The sequence below is a fragment of the Martinezella paranaensis genome (assembly GCF_014200235.1).
GTDB classification, from domain to species: Bacteria; Pseudomonadota; Alphaproteobacteria; order Rhizobiales; family Rhizobiaceae; genus Rhizobium; species Rhizobium paranaense.
Map to the genome: position 1 here is coordinate 172986 of NZ_JACHBI010000007.1, position 19976 is coordinate 192961.

The 19976-nt window shown below is 61.7% G+C and carries 13 protein-coding genes; 2 read left to right on the forward strand and 11 right to left on the reverse strand.

Features of this window, described 5'->3' with window-relative positions:
- Window positions 1–50: 50 nt before the first annotated feature.
- The 6 genes from trpS to mutS form a co-directional block, all read right to left on the reverse strand.
- Window positions 51–1115: a tryptophan--tRNA ligase gene (trpS, locus tag GGD50_RS18495; protein ID WP_107106817.1), complete on the reverse strand. Its 1065-nt coding sequence runs from the start codon at window positions 1113–1115 to the stop codon at window positions 51–53.
- A 112-nt stretch (window positions 1116–1227) separates the two neighbouring features.
- Window positions 1228–1620: a VOC family protein gene (locus tag GGD50_RS18500; RefSeq protein ID WP_107106816.1), complete on the reverse strand. Its 393-nt coding sequence runs from the start codon at window positions 1618–1620 to the stop codon at window positions 1228–1230.
- Between the two features lie 248 nt (window positions 1621–1868).
- Complete coding sequence (gene murJ, locus GGD50_RS18505) at window positions 1869–3470, reverse strand: murein biosynthesis integral membrane protein MurJ (protein ID WP_107106815.1); 1602 nt, start codon at window positions 3468–3470, stop codon at window positions 1869–1871.
- Window positions 3467–6388, reverse strand: coding sequence for a [protein-PII] uridylyltransferase (locus GGD50_RS18510; protein WP_107106814.1), 2922 nt, complete (start codon window positions 6386–6388; stop codon window positions 3467–3469). The genes murJ and GGD50_RS18510 overlap by 4 nt, the downstream gene beginning before the upstream one ends.
- A gap of 156 nt (window positions 6389–6544) precedes the next feature.
- The gene (locus GGD50_RS18515) at window positions 6545–6838 is read right to left on the reverse strand and encodes a hypothetical protein (RefSeq protein WP_107106813.1); all 294 of its coding nucleotides are present in this window, start codon (window positions 6836–6838) and stop codon (window positions 6545–6547) included.
- A 27-nt stretch (window positions 6839–6865) separates the two neighbouring features.
- The gene (gene mutS, locus GGD50_RS18520; RefSeq protein WP_210318900.1) at window positions 6866–9523 is read right to left on the reverse strand and encodes a DNA mismatch repair protein MutS; all 2658 of its coding nucleotides are present in this window, start codon (window positions 9521–9523) and stop codon (window positions 6866–6868) included.
- A gap of 197 nt (window positions 9524–9720) precedes the next feature.
- On the opposite strand from mutS, the gene GGD50_RS18525 reads away from it, so the two are divergent.
- Window positions 9721–12006, forward strand: coding sequence for an NADP-dependent malic enzyme (locus GGD50_RS18525; RefSeq protein WP_107106811.1), 2286 nt, complete (start codon window positions 9721–9723; stop codon window positions 12004–12006).
- 246 nt (window positions 12007–12252) lie between these two features.
- On the forward strand, window positions 12253–13659 hold the full coding sequence (locus GGD50_RS18530) for an adenylate/guanylate cyclase domain-containing protein (RefSeq protein WP_107106810.1): 1407 nt from the start codon (window positions 12253–12255) through the stop codon (window positions 13657–13659).
- A 137-nt stretch (window positions 13660–13796) separates the two neighbouring features.
- Here GGD50_RS18530 and olsB read toward each other — a convergent pair whose 3' ends face one another.
- The 5 genes from olsB to GGD50_RS18555 form a co-directional block, all read right to left on the reverse strand.
- Window positions 13797–14675, reverse strand: a complete 879-nt coding sequence (olsB, locus tag GGD50_RS18535) for a l-ornithine N(alpha)-acyltransferase (protein WP_107106809.1) — start codon at window positions 14673–14675, stop codon at window positions 13797–13799.
- Between the two features lie 320 nt (window positions 14676–14995).
- Window positions 14996–17287: a hybrid sensor histidine kinase/response regulator gene (locus GGD50_RS18540; protein ID WP_107106808.1), complete on the reverse strand. Its 2292-nt coding sequence runs from the start codon at window positions 17285–17287 to the stop codon at window positions 14996–14998.
- Between the two features lie 55 nt (window positions 17288–17342).
- Window positions 17343–17861, reverse strand: a complete 519-nt coding sequence (lspA, locus tag GGD50_RS18545) for a signal peptidase II (RefSeq protein WP_107106807.1) — start codon at window positions 17859–17861, stop codon at window positions 17343–17345.
- On the reverse strand, window positions 17858–18718 hold the full coding sequence (locus tag GGD50_RS18550) for a TrmH family RNA methyltransferase (protein WP_107106806.1): 861 nt from the start codon (window positions 18716–18718) through the stop codon (window positions 17858–17860). The genes lspA and GGD50_RS18550 overlap by 4 nt, the downstream gene beginning before the upstream one ends.
- Entirely contained in the window at window positions 18715–19869 is a 1155-nt protein-coding gene (locus GGD50_RS18555; RefSeq protein ID WP_181316001.1) for a class I SAM-dependent methyltransferase, read from the reverse strand. Before GGD50_RS18555 ends, GGD50_RS18550 begins: the two co-directional genes overlap by 4 nt.
- Window positions 19870–19976 lie beyond the last annotated feature (107 nt).

Sequence of the window (19976 nt, forward strand, 5' to 3'; positions counted from 1 at the left end):
TGTTGGCGCGCCGCATCGACAGCGCGCCAAGCGATAAGAGACCAAAAGCCTTAGTAGATAAAGCCGATAATGTCGCGGACTTGCTTCATCGTCACTTCGGCGCGGGCTCTCGCACGGTTGCTGCCATCGCGCAGGATAGCGTCGATATGGCCGGGGTCGGCCATCAGGCGACGCATTTCGCCGGTGATCGGCGAGAGCACATGCACGGCGAGATCGACCAGCGCCGGCTTGAAGACCGAGAATTGCTGGCCGCCGAATTCCGAGAGAATGTCGGCCTTCGACCTGTCGGCAAGGGCCGCATAGATGCCGACAAGATTGTCGGCTTCCGGCCGGCCTGCAAGACCTGCTATTTCGCTCGGCAAGCCGTCCGGATCGGTCTTGGCCTTGCGGATCTTCTTCGAGATGTTCTCTTCGTCGTCGAGCAGATTGATGCGCGACAGATCGGAAGCATCTGATTTCGACATCTTCTTGGTGCCGTCGCGCAGCGACATGACGCGCGGCGCCGGGCCATCGATCAACGGCTCGACCATCGGGAAATAGGCATGCACCGGCTCGTCACCGACGGTGATGTCGATGCCGTAGCCCGAGCGGCGGATATGTTCCATGTAGTCCAGATTGAACTTCATGGCGATGTCGCGCGTCAGTTCGAGGTGCTGCTTCTGGTCGTCGCCGACAGGCACATGCGTGGCGCGGTAGACGAGAATGTCGGCGGCCATCAGGCTCGGATAGGCGTAGAGGCCAAGAGAGGCCTGCTCGCGGTCCTTGCCGGCCTTGTCCTTGAACTGCGTCATACGGTTCATCCAGCCGATGCGGGCAACGCAGTTGAAGATCCAGGCAAGCTCGGCATGTTGCGGCACGGCAGACTGGTTGAAGACGATATGCTTTTGCGGGTCGATGCCGGCGGCGAGGAAGGCGGCCGTGATCGAACGGATCTGGCCCGGCATGTCCTCATGCACGAGCTGAGCCGTCAGCGCATGCATGTCGACGACGCAGTAGATGCAGTCGTTGTTGGCCTGCAGTGCCACGAACTTGCGGATCGCGCCGAGATAGTTGCCGAGATGGAGATTGCCGGTCGGCTGGACGCCGGAGAATACGAGCGGCTTGAATTCGGTCATGTCGTCCTCAAAAGGCTGGTGGAGGGCCTGGGCGAGCTCGCGCTCGACCCTTGGTTTCGAGCGGCTTATGCACGGCGGGCAGGCGGGGATCAAGAGGATATCTGGCGGAGTCTCAGGAAGAATGCTGGATCAGGTCCCAGGTGTTGCCATAGGGATCGGCGAAGACCGCCACCGTGCCATAGACCTCATGGCGGGGCTGCTCCAGAAACCGTACGCCCTTGGCAATCATCGCCGCATGGTCACGGGCGAAATCGTCGGTCTTGAGGAAGAAGCCGACACGGCCGCCGGTCTGGTTGCCGATCGCTGCACACTGCTTGTCGTCGGCTGCTTGCGCGAGCAACAACGCTGCCCCCTCGCCGCCCTTCGGCCTGATGACGACCCAGCGCTTGCCCTCCGGCTGCACCTCGTCCTGCAGGCAATCGAAGCCGAGGCAATCGCAATAGAAGGCCTTGGCGCGATCGTAATTGTCGACGACGAGGGTGATCAGGAAGAGGGATTGGGGCATGGGAGAACTCCGCATTTGCCAAAATCGTCCCCTCGCCCCGCTTGCGGGGAGAGGGTTAGGGTGAGGGGCCATGCACAAAAGTTCGGCGCTGGCAGACTATCTTGGCCAGCCGTTAAAATGGCGGCGCCTGCATACTTTTAACTTTGCGGGGGCATCGGTGAAGGCCCCTCATCCGACTTCTCGCAATCTCACTTCGTTCGATCGCTCCAAGCCACCTTCTCCCCGCATTGCGGGGCGAAGGAACTTGCTTACTCCCCATTCACCGCTTTTGCGTCCGGCGCAGGAGCTGGCGGCTTGCGGTTGATGTTGCGGCGGATCATGCCCAAATCCACGCCGCCGATCAGGAAGGCGACAACGAAATACACCACCATCGCAATCAATATGAGCAAGCCCAGGACGCCGGTCTTGATGAGCAGCGTCGAGCCGGACCCCAAAAGCGGCTCCCAGCGATGCGACAAATATATGATGACGCCGCCCATGACGGCGGAGGAGACGAGCAGCATGACGGTACGGCGTGCCAGCGACCATTCCCAGGCGAGATGTCCGCGGCGATAGAGCACGACGAAGAGCTGCACAGCGTTCAGCCATCCGGCAACCGCCTCGGCGAGCGCAATGCCGCGTTCAGCCAGCACCGGGAAAAGTAGGATGGACAGCGCCGAATTGACGAAGACGGCGACCGCCGTGTAGCGCATCGGCGATTTGGTATCTTCGCGGGCATAAAAGCCGGGTTGCAGCGCCTTGATCAGCACGAAAGCCGGCAGGCCCAGGCCGAAGATGGCGAGGATGGAGCCGACCAGCGTTGTATTGTTCGCGTTAAAGGCGCCACGCTCGTAAAGCACGCGGATGATATCGTCGGAGAGAAGCCAGAGGGCGACAGCGGCCGGCAGGGTCAGGAACAGCACGAATTCGATCGAGCGGTTCTGGATATTGGCGGCTTCCTTGATATGGCCTGACTTCAGCGAACGGGCCAGTTCCGGCAGAAGCACGATTCCGACCGCGACGCCGACGACGCCGAGCGGTAGCTGGTAGATGCGGTCTGCATATTGCAGGGCGGCGATCGCGCCTTCCTTGCCCGAGGCGATCGCCTGGCCGATTACCAGATTGATCTGGGTGACGCCGCCGGTGATGGCCGCAGGGATGGCGAGAAGCAGGAGCCGCTTGACATTGGGCGTGAAGCGCGGAAAGCGCAGGCCGATATTGATGCCGGCATGGCGCACGCCGATATAGACGACGGCCAGTTGCAGCACGCCTGCCACCAGCACCGACCAGGACAGGTACCAGGCGGTGGCCAGCGGATCGGCGCCGAAATAGATCGCGTAGAACAGCGCGCTGATCATCACCAGGTTGAGGAAGATCGGAGCCACGGCGGCGGCGAAGAAATGATGCAGCGAATTCAGCATGCCGCTCATCATCGCCGTCAGCGACATCGACATGAGATAGGGGAACATCACGGCGGCCAGCCGGACCGTCAGGTCGAATTTCTCGGCATCGTCGGCGAAACCAGGCGCGATGACCCAACGCACCAGGAGCGGCATGCCCAGTTCCATGACGATGGTGATCAGCAGCAGGACCGAGAAGAGAACGCCGAAGACTTCTTCGGAAAAGCGCTTGGCACCCTCGATGCCGTTCGCCTCGATCTCCTTGGCGAAGAGCGGCACGAAGGCGGCGTTGAAGGCGCCCTCGGCGAAGAGGCGGCGGAAGAGATTCGGAAAGCGGAAGGCAGCATAGAACACGTCGGCCATTGGCCCCGTGCCGAGGGCGGCGGCCATCAGCGTTTCGCGTGCGAACCCGAAGACGCGGCTGCCGAGCGTCGCGCCGCCGACGGTGATGAATTTCTTGACGAGGCTCATGCGGCTGAACCGGCTTTCTTTTCAGTTTCAGTATCGAGCTTTTCAACGGCGGAGGAACGCGTGGCGGCGGGCGCGATGATGCCGGACGGCATGCGCTCACGCACCTCATCCTCCTCGCCGGCCATCACGGCCTTCAGACGCGCGGTGATATTGGCTCGTTTGTTTTCGTTGGAGATTTTCTGTCCGACGAGATCGGTCACGTAGAAGCTATCGATGACTTTTTCGCCGAAGGTGGTGATGCGCGCCGACTGGATGTCGAGCGACAGGTCCGAAAGGACCGCAGTGATTTCCGACAGGAGGCCGGGGCGGTCGAGGCATTCCACTTCAATGACGGTGAACTTGTTCGACAGGCTGTTGGAGATCGTCACCGATGGCGGGATGACGAAAGCCTTGTTTTTGCGGCGATTCTTGGTGCGGGTGGCGATGACTTCCGGCAGGCGCTTGCGGCCGGCAAGCACGTCCTCGATCATCTTGCCGATGGTGCCGGCACGCCGCAGCTCGTCCGCATCGTCGGGGAATTCGCGGCTGACATGGATCGTGTCGAGCGCACGACCGTCGGACGTCGTGAAAATCTGCGCATCGGCAATATTGGCGCCCGCGGCAGCACAGGCGCCGGCGATAACCGTCAGGAGGCGCGGATGGTCCGGCGAGAGCACGGTGATTTCGGTGATGGCGTGGAAACTGTCGGTGCGCACCATGGTCGCGAGCACCTGGCCGGATTTGTCGGTCTGGCGAATGAATTGCGTATGGCGGATCTGATCTTCTAACGGCACCGAGAGGAGATAGGGCTGGTAGTGCAGCTTGACATAGGCCTTGCGGTCTTTCTGGCTCCAGTCTCCCAGCGCCTTTTCGAGCGCTTTGGCGGCCTCTTCAGCCCGCTCCTTGCGCGACACTTCCGAGAAACCGCCGGCGAGCAGTAGTTCGGTCTCGTAGTAAAGCGTGCGCAGAAGCTGGCCCTTCCAGCCGTTCCATACACCGGGGCCAACGGCGCGAATGTCGCATACCGTCAGGATCAGCAGCATCTTCAGCCGGTCGAGCGACTGCACCCGGTCGGCAAAATCGATGATGGTCTTGCGGTCGGTCAGGTCGCGAGTCTGGGCGACCATCGACATGGTCAGATGCTCCGCAATCAACCAGACGACCAGCTCCGTCTGCTTCGGCGTCAGGCCGAAACGCGGGCAAAGCTTGCGCGCCACCTTGGCGCCGGCCTCGGAGTGATCTTCCTCGCGGCCCTTGGCGATGTCGTGCAGCAGAACGGCGACATAAAGCGCGTCGCGGTCCTCGATATTCGGCATCAGCTTGTTGGTCAGCGGATGGGTATCTTCCGCCTTGCCCTTGTCGATCTCTGAAAGCACGTCGACGGCGCGGATCAGGTGCTCATCGACCGTGTAGTGATGATACATGTTGAACTGCATCATCGAGACGATCTTGCCGAATTCCGGAATGAACCGGCCGAGCACGCCGGCCTCGTTCATACGACGCAGGATCAGCGCCGGATCGCGCTTCGAGGTAAGGATCGCCAGGAAAAGACGGTTCGCCTCCTCGTTTTCGCGCAGGTCGTTGTCGATCAGCCCCAGCGAACGGGTGACGCGCTTCAACGCGTCGGGATGAAACTCCAGCCCATTGATATCGGCAACGAAGAACAGCCGGATCAGGCTTACCGGATCGCGCTTGAAAACATCGGGATTGGCAAGCGCGATGCGGCCGCGATCCTCGACGAATTCGAGCGTCCCAGGAATCTTGCGTGAACGGTGGGTGAAGCGGCTGAGGACGCCGGTCAGGCCCGGCGTCGCCTTGGCCTGCTGGTCCTCAAGCGCTGCGCAGAGGATACGGGTGAGATCGCCGACATCCTTGGCAACGAGGAAGTAGTGCTTCATGAAGCGCTCGACGGCGGAAAGACCGGGACGGGCGTGATAGCCAAGCGCCTCGGCAATCTCGCGCTGGATGTCGAAGGAGAGCCGCTCCTCCGCCTTGCCGGTCAGGAAGTGCATGTGGCAGCGCACCGCCCAGAGGAAATCCTCGGACTTCTGGAAAAGACGGTATTCCTGCTTCGAGAGCACGCCGAGCTTCACCAGATCGGCGGGATCACGGACGTGATAATAATATTTCGAGATCCAGAAGAGCGTATGCAGGTCACGCAGACCGCCCTTGCCTTCCTTGACGTTCGGCTCGACCAGATAGCGGGTATCGCCGGCTTTGCGATGACGTTCGTCGCGCTCGGCAAGCTTGGCGGCGATGAATTCCGGGCCCGTGTTGGTGACGATTTCCTTGTCGAAACGCGTTTCCAGTTCACCCGCCAAGGGTTCGCTGCCGCAGATATAGCGCGTTTCGAGGATGGCGGTGCGCACCGTCATGTCGGACTTTGCCTGGCGCATGCATTCTTCGACGGTGCGGGTGGCGTGGCCGACCTTGAAGCCCATGTCCCAGAGCATATAGAGAATGAATTCGACCGCCTTGTGCGTCTCGTCCTCCGGCTTCGGCTGGAAGAGGAACAGAAGGTCGATGTCCGAGCCGGGCGCCAATGTGTCTCGGCCATAGCCGCCGACAGCGGTGATCGCGAAGTTGCCCTTCTGCTTCGGATGGACGTGGTGGACCGTGAAGTCATAGAGAACGGTGATGATCTGGTCCTGCAGCCAGGAAATGCGGTACGCGCATTCGAGCCCGCTGCCGTCTTCCGAAAGCAGACGGCGCGCCTTTTCGCGGCCCTCCTGGCTCGCCTTCTTCAACAAGGCGAGAAGGGCGGAGCGCTCATCCTTCTTGTCCTCATGACGCTTGGCGAGGGTCTCGCATTCCGCCCTCAGCGCAGAAACGTCGAGAATGACGGAAAAATCGATCTCATGCTTTACCATGCTCGGCCGACCGGGATCCTGTTCATTGACCGCGGCCCATTGCCGGCGCGCCTGTCTTTTCGTCTGCATGCGCTATAGCCTCTTTGCCCGGCGATTGACACAGGCATTCTACGCCCGAATCCGCATAATTCAGCCTAGACCAAATTTCCCGGGTGAGCGGCTCCGGGAGTTCTATCGGTCAACGTTGACGAAGGGCGACGGCTGTCGATGCAGAAATCGGCAGTTTTAGGGCTGCGGCAGCTCAAGCGACCGTCTGAGTTCGTTGATGCTATATAATATATTTCGCGATTGGGCGCCGATCTGCATCAACATTTCCCGCTCGCACTCCCAATAGCCGGCCTTGGCGATCCTCGAGCTGATGTCGGAAATCCGGCTGCAGGACAGGGCTATATTCAGAAGTCCGCGATCGGATTCGCAGTCCGGCGCGTCACCCTCGCCACAGATCTTGCCGCGAGCGGCGATCGGAGAAAAACGTTCGGCGAGAATGCGGACCTCGGCGAGAAGATGTTCGATATGCATCGGATTATCCTTGGAAATCGCCTGTTATCAGCCGGCCTTGTTCAGGGTCTTCTTCAGTTCGTAAAGTGCGTCGAGAGCCGCACGCGGCGTCAAATCGTCAAGATCGAGCGCCTTCAGCGCCTCCTCTACCTTGGACGGCCCGCGCCGGCCAGCCACTTCCTCGCGGCGAACCGCGACCTGGAAGAGCGGCAGGTCGTCGATCAGTTGGCTCGCAGGGTTTTTGCGGTCGGCATCTTCCAGGCGCGTCAGAACGTCGCGGGCGCGCGCCACCACCGAAGCCGGCAGGCCGGCGAGCCGCGCCACCTGGATGCCGTAGGAGCGATCGGCCGCGCCCGGTCCGACCTCGTGCAGGAAGATCACGTCACCATCCCACTCCTTGACACGCATCGTCGCATTCGAGAGCCGGCCAAGCTTTTCCGACAACACCGTCAGCTCATGGAAATGGGTGGCGAAGAGACCCCGGCACCTGTTGGCCTCATGCAGGTGCTCGACCGCCGCCCAGGCGATGGAGAGACCGTCGAAAGTCGCAGTACCACGGCCGATTTCATCGAGGATGACCAACGACCGGTCCGTCGCCTGGTTGAGGATCGCCGCCGTCTCGACCATCTCGACCATGAAGGTGGAGCGGCCGCGCGCCAGATCGTCCGAAGCGCCGACGCGCGAGAACAGCCGGTCGACAATGCCGATATGGGCAGAGGCAGCGGGCACAAACGACCCCATCTGTGCAAGCACGGCAATCAGCGCGTTCTGGCGCAGGAAGGTCGATTTACCGCCCATGTTCGGGCCGGTCAGCAGCCAGATCGCGCCGTCCTTGCCGTCCGCCGTCGGCGACAGGTCGCAATTGTTGGCGACGAAGGGGCCACCCGCCTGCCGGCGCAATGCCTGCTCGACGACGGGATGGCGGCCGCCACCAATCGCAAACATCCTGGAGTCATCGACCAGCGGCCGGCAATAGGCCTGTTCCTCGGCAAGCAATGCCAGCCCGGCCGCGACGTCGATCACCGATAGCGCACGGGCGCCGGCCTTGATCGCCTCCGCCTCGGCGACGACGGCTGCGACCATGCGGTCGAAGGCCGCCAACTCGATCGCGAGCGCCTTGTCGGCGGCATTGGCGATGCGGCTTTCGAGATCGGCAAGCTCTGTCGTGGTGAAGCGCATGGCATTCGCCATGGTCTGGCGGTGGATGAAACGCGCCTTGGCTTCGGCAGTCTCCGTCATCGGCCCGGCATTGCCGGCCGTGACCTCGATGAAGTAGCCGAGCACGTTGTTGTGCTTGATCTTCAGCGATTTGATGCCGGTTTCCTCGGCATATTGCAGTTGCAACCCGGCAATGACCCGGCGCGACTGGTCGCGCAGCGCGCGGACTTCGTCCAGCTCGGCATTCGCCCTTTCCCGCAGGAACCCGCCGTCGCGCTTCAACAGCGGCAATTCGTCGGCGAGCATGCCGGCGAGCAGCGCTTCGAGATCGGCGGGCAATGCGCGGAGCCCGGCAAGGGCCGCTCCCAGTTCGGCGGGAAGCAAGGCGGCCCCAAGCAGATCGGCAACACCGGCGGCGGAACCGAGGCCTTGGCGGATCGCCCAGAGATCGCGCGGGCCACCGCGGTCGAGCGCTAGGCGAGACAGGGCGCGCGGCATATCCGGTACGTGTTTCAGCGCCGTCCTGAGATCGCTGCAAAGCGAGGGCTCTTCGGCAAGGAAGCCGATCGAATCCAGCCGTTCGTTGATACGCCCCGGAGCGGTCAACGGCGACATCAACCGCTCGGCCAGCAGACGCGCACCGCCGCCGGTCACTGTCCTGTCGATCGCTCGCAAGAGCGAGCCGTTGCGATCGCCGGAAAGCGTGCGCACCAGTTCGAGATTGGCGCGGGTGGCGGGATCGATGAACAATGTCGAGGCGCCGCTTTCGCGCTCCGGCAGGCCAAGCGGCGGCCGCTCGGCGATCTGCGTCTTCTCCACATAGGCAATGGCCGCGGCCGCGGCGGCAAGCTCGGCGCGCGTGAACGAACCGAAACCATCGAGTGTCGAGACTTCGAAGTACCGCGTGATACGCCCTTCGGCGCTGGCACTGTCGAAAAGCACGGCCGGCTGCGGCACCGCCGTACGGCCGAGCACGTCGAAGACCGGCTTCAGCTCGGGATCGTGGAATATCGTATCTGGGAGAATCAGCTCGCGCGGATCGATGCGCAGGATATCGGCGAGCAGCCGCGAAGGCTCCGTCTCGGCCAGACGGAAAACGCCGGTCGAAATATCGATCCAGGCAAGCGCCAGTTGCGGCTCAGAGCCGCCGCGAATGCGGGCGAGCGCCATCAGATAGTTGGATTCCGAGGGCGAGAGCAGCTTTTCTTCTGTGATGGTGCCCGGCGTCACCAGGCGGACGACATCGCGCCGAACAACCGACTTGCCGCCGCGCTTCTTCGCCTCCGCCGGGTCTTCCACCTGTTCGCAGACCGCGACGCGGAAACCCAGCGAAATCAGCTTCTGCAGATAGTCGTCGGCGGCATGCACCGGCACGCCGCACATCGGAATATCCTGGCCCATATGCTGGCCGCGCTTGGTGAGCGTAATGCCGAGAGCGCGCGACGCATCGACGGCATCCTCGAAGAACAGCTCGTAGAAATCGCCCATGCGATAGAACAGCAGCGAACCGGGATTGTTCGCCTTGATCTCGATATATTGCTCCATCATCGGCGTGGCCGAAGCGCGGCTTTCCTCCGAGGCAAGCTCGGTAGCCGAGAAAGCGTCGATGCTGGCAATTATTCGTTCGTTCACGGAGGTGCAGTTTTTCCCAAAAAATGAGGTGCCACCCTACCCGCGCGCCGCTATAGAAGACAACAGCTATCGGGCAAGAGGGACCGGTCGCCCACAGGAGGTTTGGAGGAACAATGCCTGACACCAACAGCACGTCGCGTTCGGGAACGGGGATTACCGATCAGGAAGCGCTCGACTTCCACAAGCATGGCCGCCCCGGCAAGCTCGAAATCAATCCGACCAAGCCGATGGCAACACAGCGCGATCTTTCGCTCGCCTATTCGCCCGGCGTCGCCGTTCCTGTGAAGGCGATCGCCGCCGATCCGCAGACGGCTTACGACTATACGTCGCGCGGCAACATGGTGGCGGTCATCTCCAACGGCACGGCCATTCTCGGCCTTGGCAATCTCGGTGCACTGGCCTCGAAGCCGGTCATGGAAGGCAAGTCCGTTCTCTTCAAGCGCTTTGCCGACGTCGATTCGATCGACCTCGAAATCGACACCGAAAATGTCGACGAATTCATCAACTGCGTCCGTTATCTCGGCCCCTCTTTCGGCGGCATCAATCTCGAGGACATCAAGGCGCCCGACTGTTTCATCATCGAGCAGCGCCTGCGCGAGCTGATGGACATCCCCGTCTTCCACGACGACCAGCACGGCACCGCGATCATCGCCGCCGCCGGGCTGATCAATGCGCTGGAATTGACCGGCCGCGACCTCAAGACCGCCAAGCTCGTCTGCAACGGCGCCGGTGCTGCCGCGATCGCCTGCGTCGAGCTGATCAAGGCAATGGGTTTCAATCCTGAGAACATCGTGCTCTGCGACACCAAGGGCGTGATCTACCAGGGCCGCAGCGAAGGCATGAACCAGTGGAAGTCGGCACATGCCGTCAAAACCGACAAGCGCACGCTAGCCGAAGCGATGAAGGGCGCCGACGTGGTTTTCGGCCTCTCGCAGAAGGGCGCCTTCTCCGAAGAGATGATCCGCTCCATGGCGGACAGGCCTATCATCTTCGCCATGGCCAATCCCGATCCGGAAATCACGCCGGAGGAAGTCGCCCGCATCCGCGACGACGCCATCATGGCGACCGGGCGCTCCGACTATCCGAACCAGGTGAACAACGTCCTCGGCTTCCCTTATATCTTCCGCGGCGCGCTCGATGTGCGGGCTTCGACGATCAACGATGAAATGAAGATCGCTGCCGTCAAGGCTCTTGCCAGCCTGGCACGCGAAGACGTGCCGGACGATGTTGTCGCCGCCTATCAGGGCGCGCGGCCGCGCTTCGGGGCGCAATACATCATTCCCGTGCCCTTCGATCCGCGCCTGATCTCGGCGATCCCGGTTGCCGTTGCGCAAGCGGCGATCGAAAGCGGCGTCGCCCGCCGCCCGATCCCGGACATGGCCGCCTATGCCCGCGAACTCTCAGCCCGGCGCGACCCGATCGCCTCTACGCTGGCGCAACTCTACGAACGTGTGCGTCGGCATCCGAAGCGCATCGTCTTTGCCGAAGCCGAGGAAGAGCAGGTCATGCGCGCCGCCTTGTCCTACGCCAACCAGGGACTCGGCACCGCCATCCTGCTTGGCCGCGAGGATCTGCTCCATGCCACGGCCGAACGCGCCGGGATCGACCTCAGCCGGCCGGGCCTCGAGATCGTCAACGCCCGCATTTCCAAGCGTGTCGAGGCCTATATCGACTATCTCTATGCCCGGCTGCAGCGCAAAGGCTATTTGCACCGCGATGTGACCCGCCTGATCCACAACGACCGCAACCATTTCGCCGCCTGCATGGTGGCGCTCGGCGATGCCGATGGTATGGTGACGGGGGTGACGCGCAACTATTCGACCGCGCTCGGCGACGTGCGCCGCTGCATCGACGCCAAGCCGGGGCACCGAGTTATCGGTGCGTCGCTGGTGCTTGCCCGCGGGCGCACCGTCATCGTCGCCGATACCGCCGTTCATGACATGCCGACGTCGGAGGAACTGGCCGATATCGCTGAGGAAGCGGCTGGTTTCGCGCGGCGCATGGGCTATGAACCACGCGTTGCCATGCTCGCCTACTCCACTTTCGGCCATCCCCCGGGCGAACGATCCGAGCGCGTGCGCGAGGCGGTGAACATTCTCGACAAGCGCTATGTCAATTTCGAATTCGACGGCGAAATGGCCGCCGATGTGGCGCTGAACCGCAAGATCATCGAGACCCAGTATCCCTTCTCGCGTCTCTCCGGTCCAGCCAACGTGCTGGTCATGCCCGCCTTCCACTCGGCCTCGATTTCGACGAAAATGCTGCAGGAACTCGGCGGCTCCACCGTTATCGGCCCGCTGCTCGTCGGCCTCGACAAGCCGGTGCAGATCACCTCGATGGGGGCCAAGGATTCTGATATCGTCAACATGGCGGCAATTGCCGCCTATGGAGCCGGTTAAGAGGGGACACTTTGCTGGAGCCCCTCACCCTGCCCTCTCCCCGGGGGGGAGAGAGTGGTTTCAGTGGGGACGGCAAGCTTTCGCTTCATCCAATGCAGTGTTTGAGCGAGAACTACCAGCAAACTCGATCTCACCCTCTCCCCTCAGGGAGAGGGTAGGGTGAGGGGGTGTCCCGTAACCTCGGTGACAAACCGAGGCGACAAGAAGACCAATGGCTGCGGTTTCGATTTGGTGTAAGATGCGCCAATGAGTGAAGCCCAGCTATTTGAAGTGCTGCGCCATTCAGCGCGGCCGGATATCGTCGACGCCATCGAGCGGCTCGTCCTTGACGCGTCCGATCGCAAGCTCAACCGGGTGAACGCGCTTGCCTTTGCAGCCGAGCACGGCTTCGACGAAGAGCAGACCATCAACGCCTTCCTGCATGCATCTCGCCTCGGCCTCTTCGAAATCTCGTGGAATGTTCTGTGCCCCGGTTGCGGTGGAGTGCTGGATGCCAATACCTCGCTGAAGACCGTTCAGAGCGACACCTATAGCTGCGCGCTTTGCGCTGCCGGCTATGAGCCGACCCTCGACGAGATGGTCGAAGTTACCTTCACCGTCAGTCCGCGCGTGCGCCATATCGAGGCTCACAATCCGCATGAATTGCCAGCCCTCGAATATTTTCGCCAGATTTATTGGGGCTCGGGCGTCGACCTTCCCGAAGAGGGGTACGAGGCGACGGTCGACCAATTCATTCTGGAGGCGCTGGAATTGCCTGCCGGGGAAAAGGCTGTCGTATCGCTTCAGTTGCCGGCGGAGTACGTCATCATCTTCGAGCCGGTGACGCATGCGGCACTCTTCCTGGACGTGAAAGGCGAACCATCGAAGGAGCGGCAGACCATCTCGCTCGTGTTCGATCGCATGCACCGGCATAGCGAACCCATGATCTTACGACCCGGCCCCCTGCGTATTCTCATGGAGAACCACACCGAAGTCCGCACATTGCCATCGATCTGCGTGGCCAACGACGTGCTGCACGGCCTGCTGGGGCAACGGCGTCCATTCCTGACCGCCAAGCGACTGCTTTCGAACCAAACCTTCCGCGACATCCACCGCACGGACACGATCGACGTGGACCAGCGGTTGAAGATCACCAGTCTCACCTTCCTGTTCACCGATTTGCGCGGTTCGACGGCCCTATATGAAAGGGTTGGCGACCTTGCCGCTTTCGATCTGGTGAGAACCCATTTCAGCATCCTGCATGAGATCGTCGGCGCAGAGGCGGGTGCGGTCGTCAAAACCATCGGCGATGCGGTAATGGCGACGTTTCCAACGCCGGACCGGGCATTGGTCGCCGCCATGCGGATGCGCGAAGCAATGGTCAGTCTCAACAAGGAGCGCGGCAACGACGATCTTCTTCTCAAGATTGGCATCCACGAGGGACCGTGCATCGCGGTCAGCCTGAACGAGCGCCAGGACTATTTCGGGCAGACCGTCAACATCGCTTCTCGCGTGCAACATCTCGCGAACTCACACGAGATATTCGCCACCGGTTCCGTACTCGACAATCCACGCGCCACGGAATTGCTGACGACACATGGTTTGAAACCGCAAACCCACCACGTCTCGCTTCGCGGCATTACGGATGAGATCGATATTTTTGCGATTCCCTAGAGCGGTTTAGCGTTTCACGGAATCGCTAAACCGCTCTATCCCTTTGTTTTTGCGCATTCCGGACGGAAAAACGCTCCGCACTTTTCCTGGAATTGCTTTGGGGATGGCCGAGGCCGAATCAGTCCGGCTTGCGACGATCAGCTCGCGAACCGACCGGCGTCAGCACCGTAATAATTGACGTAGCGGTCCGAAATGCTGGCGATCGGCAAGACGATCAGGACGTCCGTCGTATTGAAGGCATGATCGACGACGGCGGTGGAGCCGACCATGGCGCCGAGGCGCAGGTAACCCTTGATCAGCGGCGGCAGCGACATCAGCGCCTTCTTGGAATTGACCGCCTCGACGGGCATCAGGTCCATGGTGCGGGCAAGCGACGGCAGCGCGCTAACGGCCCATTCGTCCTTGGCAATGACGTTGTGGTAGAGGAAGGACAGAGCCAGCGCATGTTGCTCCGGACGAATGCCGGGGAAAGAAGCGCAGCCGAACATGGCGTTCATGCCGTGTTTCAGGGAATAGGCCCAATTGCCCTGCCACAGCAGTTCGACCGTGCGCTTGGTGCGGTATTCCGGCAGCACGCAGGAACGACCGAGTTCCATGAAGCGCTTTTCAGGATGACGGGCGAGCAGGGTGTCGATGTCGAATTCCGAAGAGGAATAGAAACCGCCATTCGCCATCGCCACGTCCTGGCGCAGCAGACGATAGGTGCCGACGATCTGGTCTTCCGAATCACCTTCCAGCGAGCGGTCGAGAACCAGCAGATGGTCGCAGATCGAATCCCAGCTATCGATATCGCGCTGGCGACGCATTGCATCGGCCGGCAGTTGCGCATTCATCTCCTCAACGAAGACGCGATAGCGCACCGCCTGGGCAGCATCAATTTCCCGCGCCGTGCGAGCAAGGCGCGTTTCTAGATTTCCGATGCGTCCGAGCACATCGCTGGCAACCGGCTCAACCGTTGCCTTTGAAGACTGAACCATTTCGCCCTGAGCTTCGCGATTCAAAATTTCGATGGACATGGCGACTCCCCCTCTACGGGTTGATATAGCCGCCATAAAGCAAATTCGTGCGACAGGAAAGTGACATGGTGCGTTGCGAAAAGCAAGAAGCGTGCCTGTTCCAATCACCGAATTTGGATGAAGCCCTTGTATCCCAGGGGGTACTCTTAAAAGCTGCGAAGCGGCTTTTCGACACGTTCGTCATCGCGCAGGCGGATGGGACCGAATCACGATTCGGAGGTATGTTTTCAATCTAGAGCGGTTCAGCTTAGAACCGCTCTATCTCTTTGTTTTTTGCAATTCCGGACGGAAAACCGCTGCGGACTTTTCCTGGAATTGCTCTAAGCGCGTCCCAAAGCCTGCTTCGACAGGCCTTGCACCTCTGCGATCAAACGATCGGGATCGACCGGCTTGACGATGACGGCATCGGCGCCGGAAAGCAGGGCCTGGCGTCGAATGGCATCGCGGCTGTCGGCGGTCAGCACGATCACGGGCAGCGGCGAAAGACCGTATCGACGCTCCAGCGCCCTCAGTTGCGCGAGCATCGCTGCCCCTTCGCCGCCGGGCATGGTGAGGTCAGTGACGACGACATCCGGGCGGTTCTCGCTGTTTTCGGCACGGGCGAGCAAGTTCTCGAAATCCTCGACGAGGCGAACCCTGTGGCCGGCTTTGGCGAGCATGGCGCGCACCAGCATGGCATTGACAGGATCGTCCTCGCCCAGGAGAACGTTGAGGGAGGCATCCGCCGCCTCCGGCGTCACGATACCGATTTCGGGCGGGCTACTCAGTACATCCCGCTTCTCCATGCCGCGCATGCGGCCGCTCAGCACGTCGATGAGCGATTGTTCGCGCAGCGGCCGGATGAGCCACGCATCGAAGAGATCGAGCGGATGCGTGTTGCGCTCCTCCGGATTGACCAGAAAGATCTTTCTGAGGCCGGACGCGGCAAGTTCGGTCCCTTCGCGGAAATACCATGGCGCCATACGGTGATCGACGATGAGATCCGTCAGCGACATGCCTCCGTCTTTGGGGACGGACCGCGCCAGGTTTTCCACATCAGTGGGACCGATCAGGCGGCAGCGGCCACCAAGGGTGCGGATAGTGTCGGCAATCGCCGTGCTTGCGGCACCTTCCGGCGCCAGCAGCAGGACGCGGGAGCCTTTGAGCAGCTCGTCGCGCCTAGCCTGTTCGTTCTCTCCAGCGACGACCGAAGCCGGAAAGCGGACCGTGAATTCGCTGCCCTCACCCCGCATGCTGGAAACGCTCAACTTGCCGCCGAACTCGCGCAGGATGCGGGCGGAGATGGCAAGCCCCAGACCCGTGCCGGCGCTTCTGTCCAACATGTTGCCCGCCTGTTCGAACTCGCCGAAGATGCGTGCCTGCTCCTCCTCGGTCATTCCCGGGCCGCTATCCCTGACCGATATCACGAGATCGTCGCCATCGTGGCCGGCGCGGATCAGGACGCCGCCTGTCTGCGTGAACTTCACGGCATTGCCGATGACATTGAACAACACCTGGCGGAGGCGAGCGGGATCGAACTCCATGGTTTCAGGAACATCCGCCGCGACGGTCGCGGCGATCTCGATGCCCTTTTCATGGGCGCGGTGGGCGAGCATCTCGACAACGCCTTCCAGCAGCGGCCTCAGATGTTCGGCGCGCGGCCGGAGCTGGAAGCGGCCGACTTCGATCGTCGAGAAATCCAGTAGGTCTTCGACGAGCTGCACCAGGGCATTGCCGGATTGGCGGATGCCGGTCAGGTAATTGGCCTGCTCCAGGGTCAGCGGCGTCTGGGCAAGCAGGTGGTTCATGCCGAGAATTCCCGACAGAGGCGTGCGGATCTCATGGCTGACGGTGGCGAGCAGCCGTGATTTGGCGGCGCTGTTATATTCCGCCTTCAGCCGTGCCTCCTCGCGGAGACGCGCGGCCTGGCGTTCTTCGGTGACGTCGCGGGCGACGCTCTGGATTCTCAACTGTCCGGTGGCGGGATCGCGGAACATGACATCGTGCCAGGCGAAGATGCGCGGGCCTTCCGGCGTGGAAATCTCGGCGTCTTGACGCTGCGAAGCTGCGACAGCGCGGAAGACGAGACCCGCTTCTTCCAGCGTCAAACCCTCCGGGTTCGACTTGCCGATCAGTTTGCGGAAGGTCGCATTGCCATGGACGATGCGGCGTTCGATGTCGCGTGTCACGGTGATATCGCCAAGCGCATCGTGGATGGTGGCGAGCAGGCTGGTGCTTTCGTTGCTCTCCCAGAGGCGGTCGTGGTCGTTTTCGCTGAGCGTCGGCGTATCCACGATGACCTTGCGGGTAGCATTTCGCCTGCGGAAGACGACGCCGGAAGCAACGATCGCCAGCGCTATCAGGCCCAGCAAAGCAGCAAGCGCCAGCGGGCCGCCGACATAGCCAACCGACAGGAACGCCACGCCGGCAATCAAGCCGCTGCCATTCAACCAATGACGCTGCAACCATTGGGGAAACGCGGGCTGCGGCACCTCCGGAATGTTAGCCGGCGAAATCTCGATGGGATCGGCAGCGATGAGAGACACGTCTTCGACCGGCCGTTCGCGCGGCACGGCATGGTCGTCGTCAATGGCGGCGACAAGCTTTTCCTGCAGGTTTGCCAGAGTGCTCATGTTGTCTTACTAACATGCGCACTCTTCCCGTTGCCTTCAGGGATTTGTTAGAATTTTACGCTTTCGCCTTTTTCGGCAGAAGCAGCTCGTCCAGAATGACGCAGCCCGCCCCGACGGTGATGAAACTGTCGGCGAGATTGAAGACGGCGAACGACCATGTTTCGGTATGGAAGAGAATGTAGTCGATCACATGGCCGTAAAGGAACCGGTCGATCAGGTTGCCGAGCGCGCCGGCGATAATCAACGCGAAGCCGAGATGGGCAAGCCAACGATGATTGGGTGTCCGCCGCCAGAGCCAGAGCACGAAAACGACGATGACGAGCCGCATGCCGACGATGAACCAGCCGTCCATGCCCGACAGCATCGAGAAGGCGACACCGAGATTATAGGTGCGGTAAAGCGCCAGCATCGGAATGACCGGCACCATCTCCTGCAAAGGCAGCCAGTTGTCGACCATGATCTTGACCACCTGGTCGAGGATGACAGCAGCCACAATGAAAATCAGGATCGGCAAAGGCCGTGAAAACAGCGCGGGTTTTACGGGCGCCTGTTCGTTTATCTCGCTGTCGGTCATCGCGTCTCGCTGAGGGTCAGAAGATGACGGCGGGCTTCGAACAGCATCACCGCCGTCGCCACCGCAAGGTTGAGGCTGTCGGCGCGGCCGGCCTGCGGGATGCGGGCAAGCGCATCGGCCTCCTTCGCCAAGGCGTCCGGCAAGCCGGACTGCTCGTTACCCATCAGCAGGACGACGGGCTTTTTCTTGTAATCGATCGTGCGGTAGTCGACGGCGCCGGCCAGATGGGTGGCGACAACAGAAACGCCGGCCGTCTTCTTCCAGGCCAGAAACTCCTCCGGCGTCGCCTTGACGACGGGAACGGCGAAGACCGAGCCCATGGTTGCCCTTACGGTTTCCAGCGAAAACGGGTCCGTCGTCTCGCCGACGAGAATGACGCCTGCGGCACCAGCCGCATCGGCGGTACGGATGATGGTGCCGAGATTGCCGGGGTCACGCACGCGGTCGAGCGCCACCCAGGTGTCGCCGGCCTTCGGCTTGACCTCGCGGAGCTGCCGCCAGCGCTGATCGAATATGCCAACCACCATCTGCGGATTGTCACGGCGGGTGATGGAGGCGATGACCTTTTCGCTGACTTCGAGCACCAGCCCGCCGGCGGCGACGGTCTTGGCGGCCACCTGCTCGACCAACGGCTTGCCCTTGGCGGCCTTGGCGTAGACCAGCGTGCGAATGGTCCAGCCGAGCTCCAGGGCATCGATGACCAGCTTCAAGCCTTCCGCCAGGAAAGCGCCGCTCTCCTCGCGCGACTTCTTGTTGGTCAGCGCCTTGATGTCCTTAATGATCGGATTGGCAAGGGAGGTGACCTCCTTGACATGTCCGACCTTGCGAGGGCCGTCATTGCGGAAATCGTGGTTCATTTCGGCACCCAGCGGCTGAAGAGAGATGTGGAGAGTGCCCGGCCCGGCGTCTTGCCGTCGAGGCCGGCCTCGCGGATCACCAGTTCGCCGGATTCGACGACGCCACCGGCGCCGCGCATGGTTTCACGCATCAGCTCATGGATCGAATAGAAGCTGGCGCGGATGGAATAGGCCGTCAGCACCAGACCAAGCGCCTTGGGCGACAGGATCTCGCGGCAGATATCGAGCATCGACGGCAAGTGTTCGAAGAGATGCCAGACCTCGCCGTTCGGGCCGCGGCCGAATTTCGGCGGGTCGGTCAGGATGATGTCGTATTTATTGCCGCGCCGTTCCTCGCGCAGGATGAATTTCATGGCGTCTTCGCAGATCCAGCGGATCGGTAGCTTTTCCATGCGGCCGAGCGCCTGGTTTTCCCGCGCCCAGCCGATCGCCTTCTTCGAGGCGTCGACATGGGTGACTTCGGCGCCGGCAGCAGCAGCGACCAGGGAGGCAACGCCGGTATAACCGAAGAGGTTCAACACCTTCAGCGGCCGCTTTGCGGCTTCGACCTGCTCCTTCATCCAGGCCCAGTGCACGATCTGCTCCGGGAAGACGCCGACATGGCGAAAAGCGGTAAAGCGGCCAAGAAAATCAACGCCGAGCAATTGTAAGGGCCAGGTCTCGCCGAGCGCTTCGCGCGGAAACCGCCAGCGACCCATGCCATCCTCATCGGTATCTCCGGTGAAGATCGCATCGGCATTGTCCCAGACATGTGCGGCGAGCGATGGCTGCCATAGCGCCTGCGCCTCCGGCCGGACGACGCGATAGGAACCGTATTGCTCGAGCTTCAGCCCGTTACCGCTGTCGATCAGGTGGAAATCGCCTGCGCCCAGCGATTCGAGGATGACGGGCACGCGCTCCATGGGACGTTCGCCGGTTCGCACGATCAACGGGCGTTCGGATGTGACCGCGACAGGCGCCTCGCCGCGCGGCTCCGAAATCCGCTCACCGCGGTCTCGCGCGGCCGGTGCAGACTTCGGGCCGGTATCGCGTGCGGGCTTTGCCGGCGGCTTGCCGGTCTTAAAGGGCGCGTCACGCCTGGCATCCCTTTGGGGCTTTGCGCCGGGGCCGCCCGCGGCTTTCGAACCGGGCCGGCGTTCCTTCTGTTTCACCATGCTTGTCTCAAAATTGATATGTGCGTGCAAATAGCATCTGGCCGCCACTTGGCAAAGCGCTTTCCGATCTGCGATTATCCCTGGATGAAATGCCAGATCGGGAG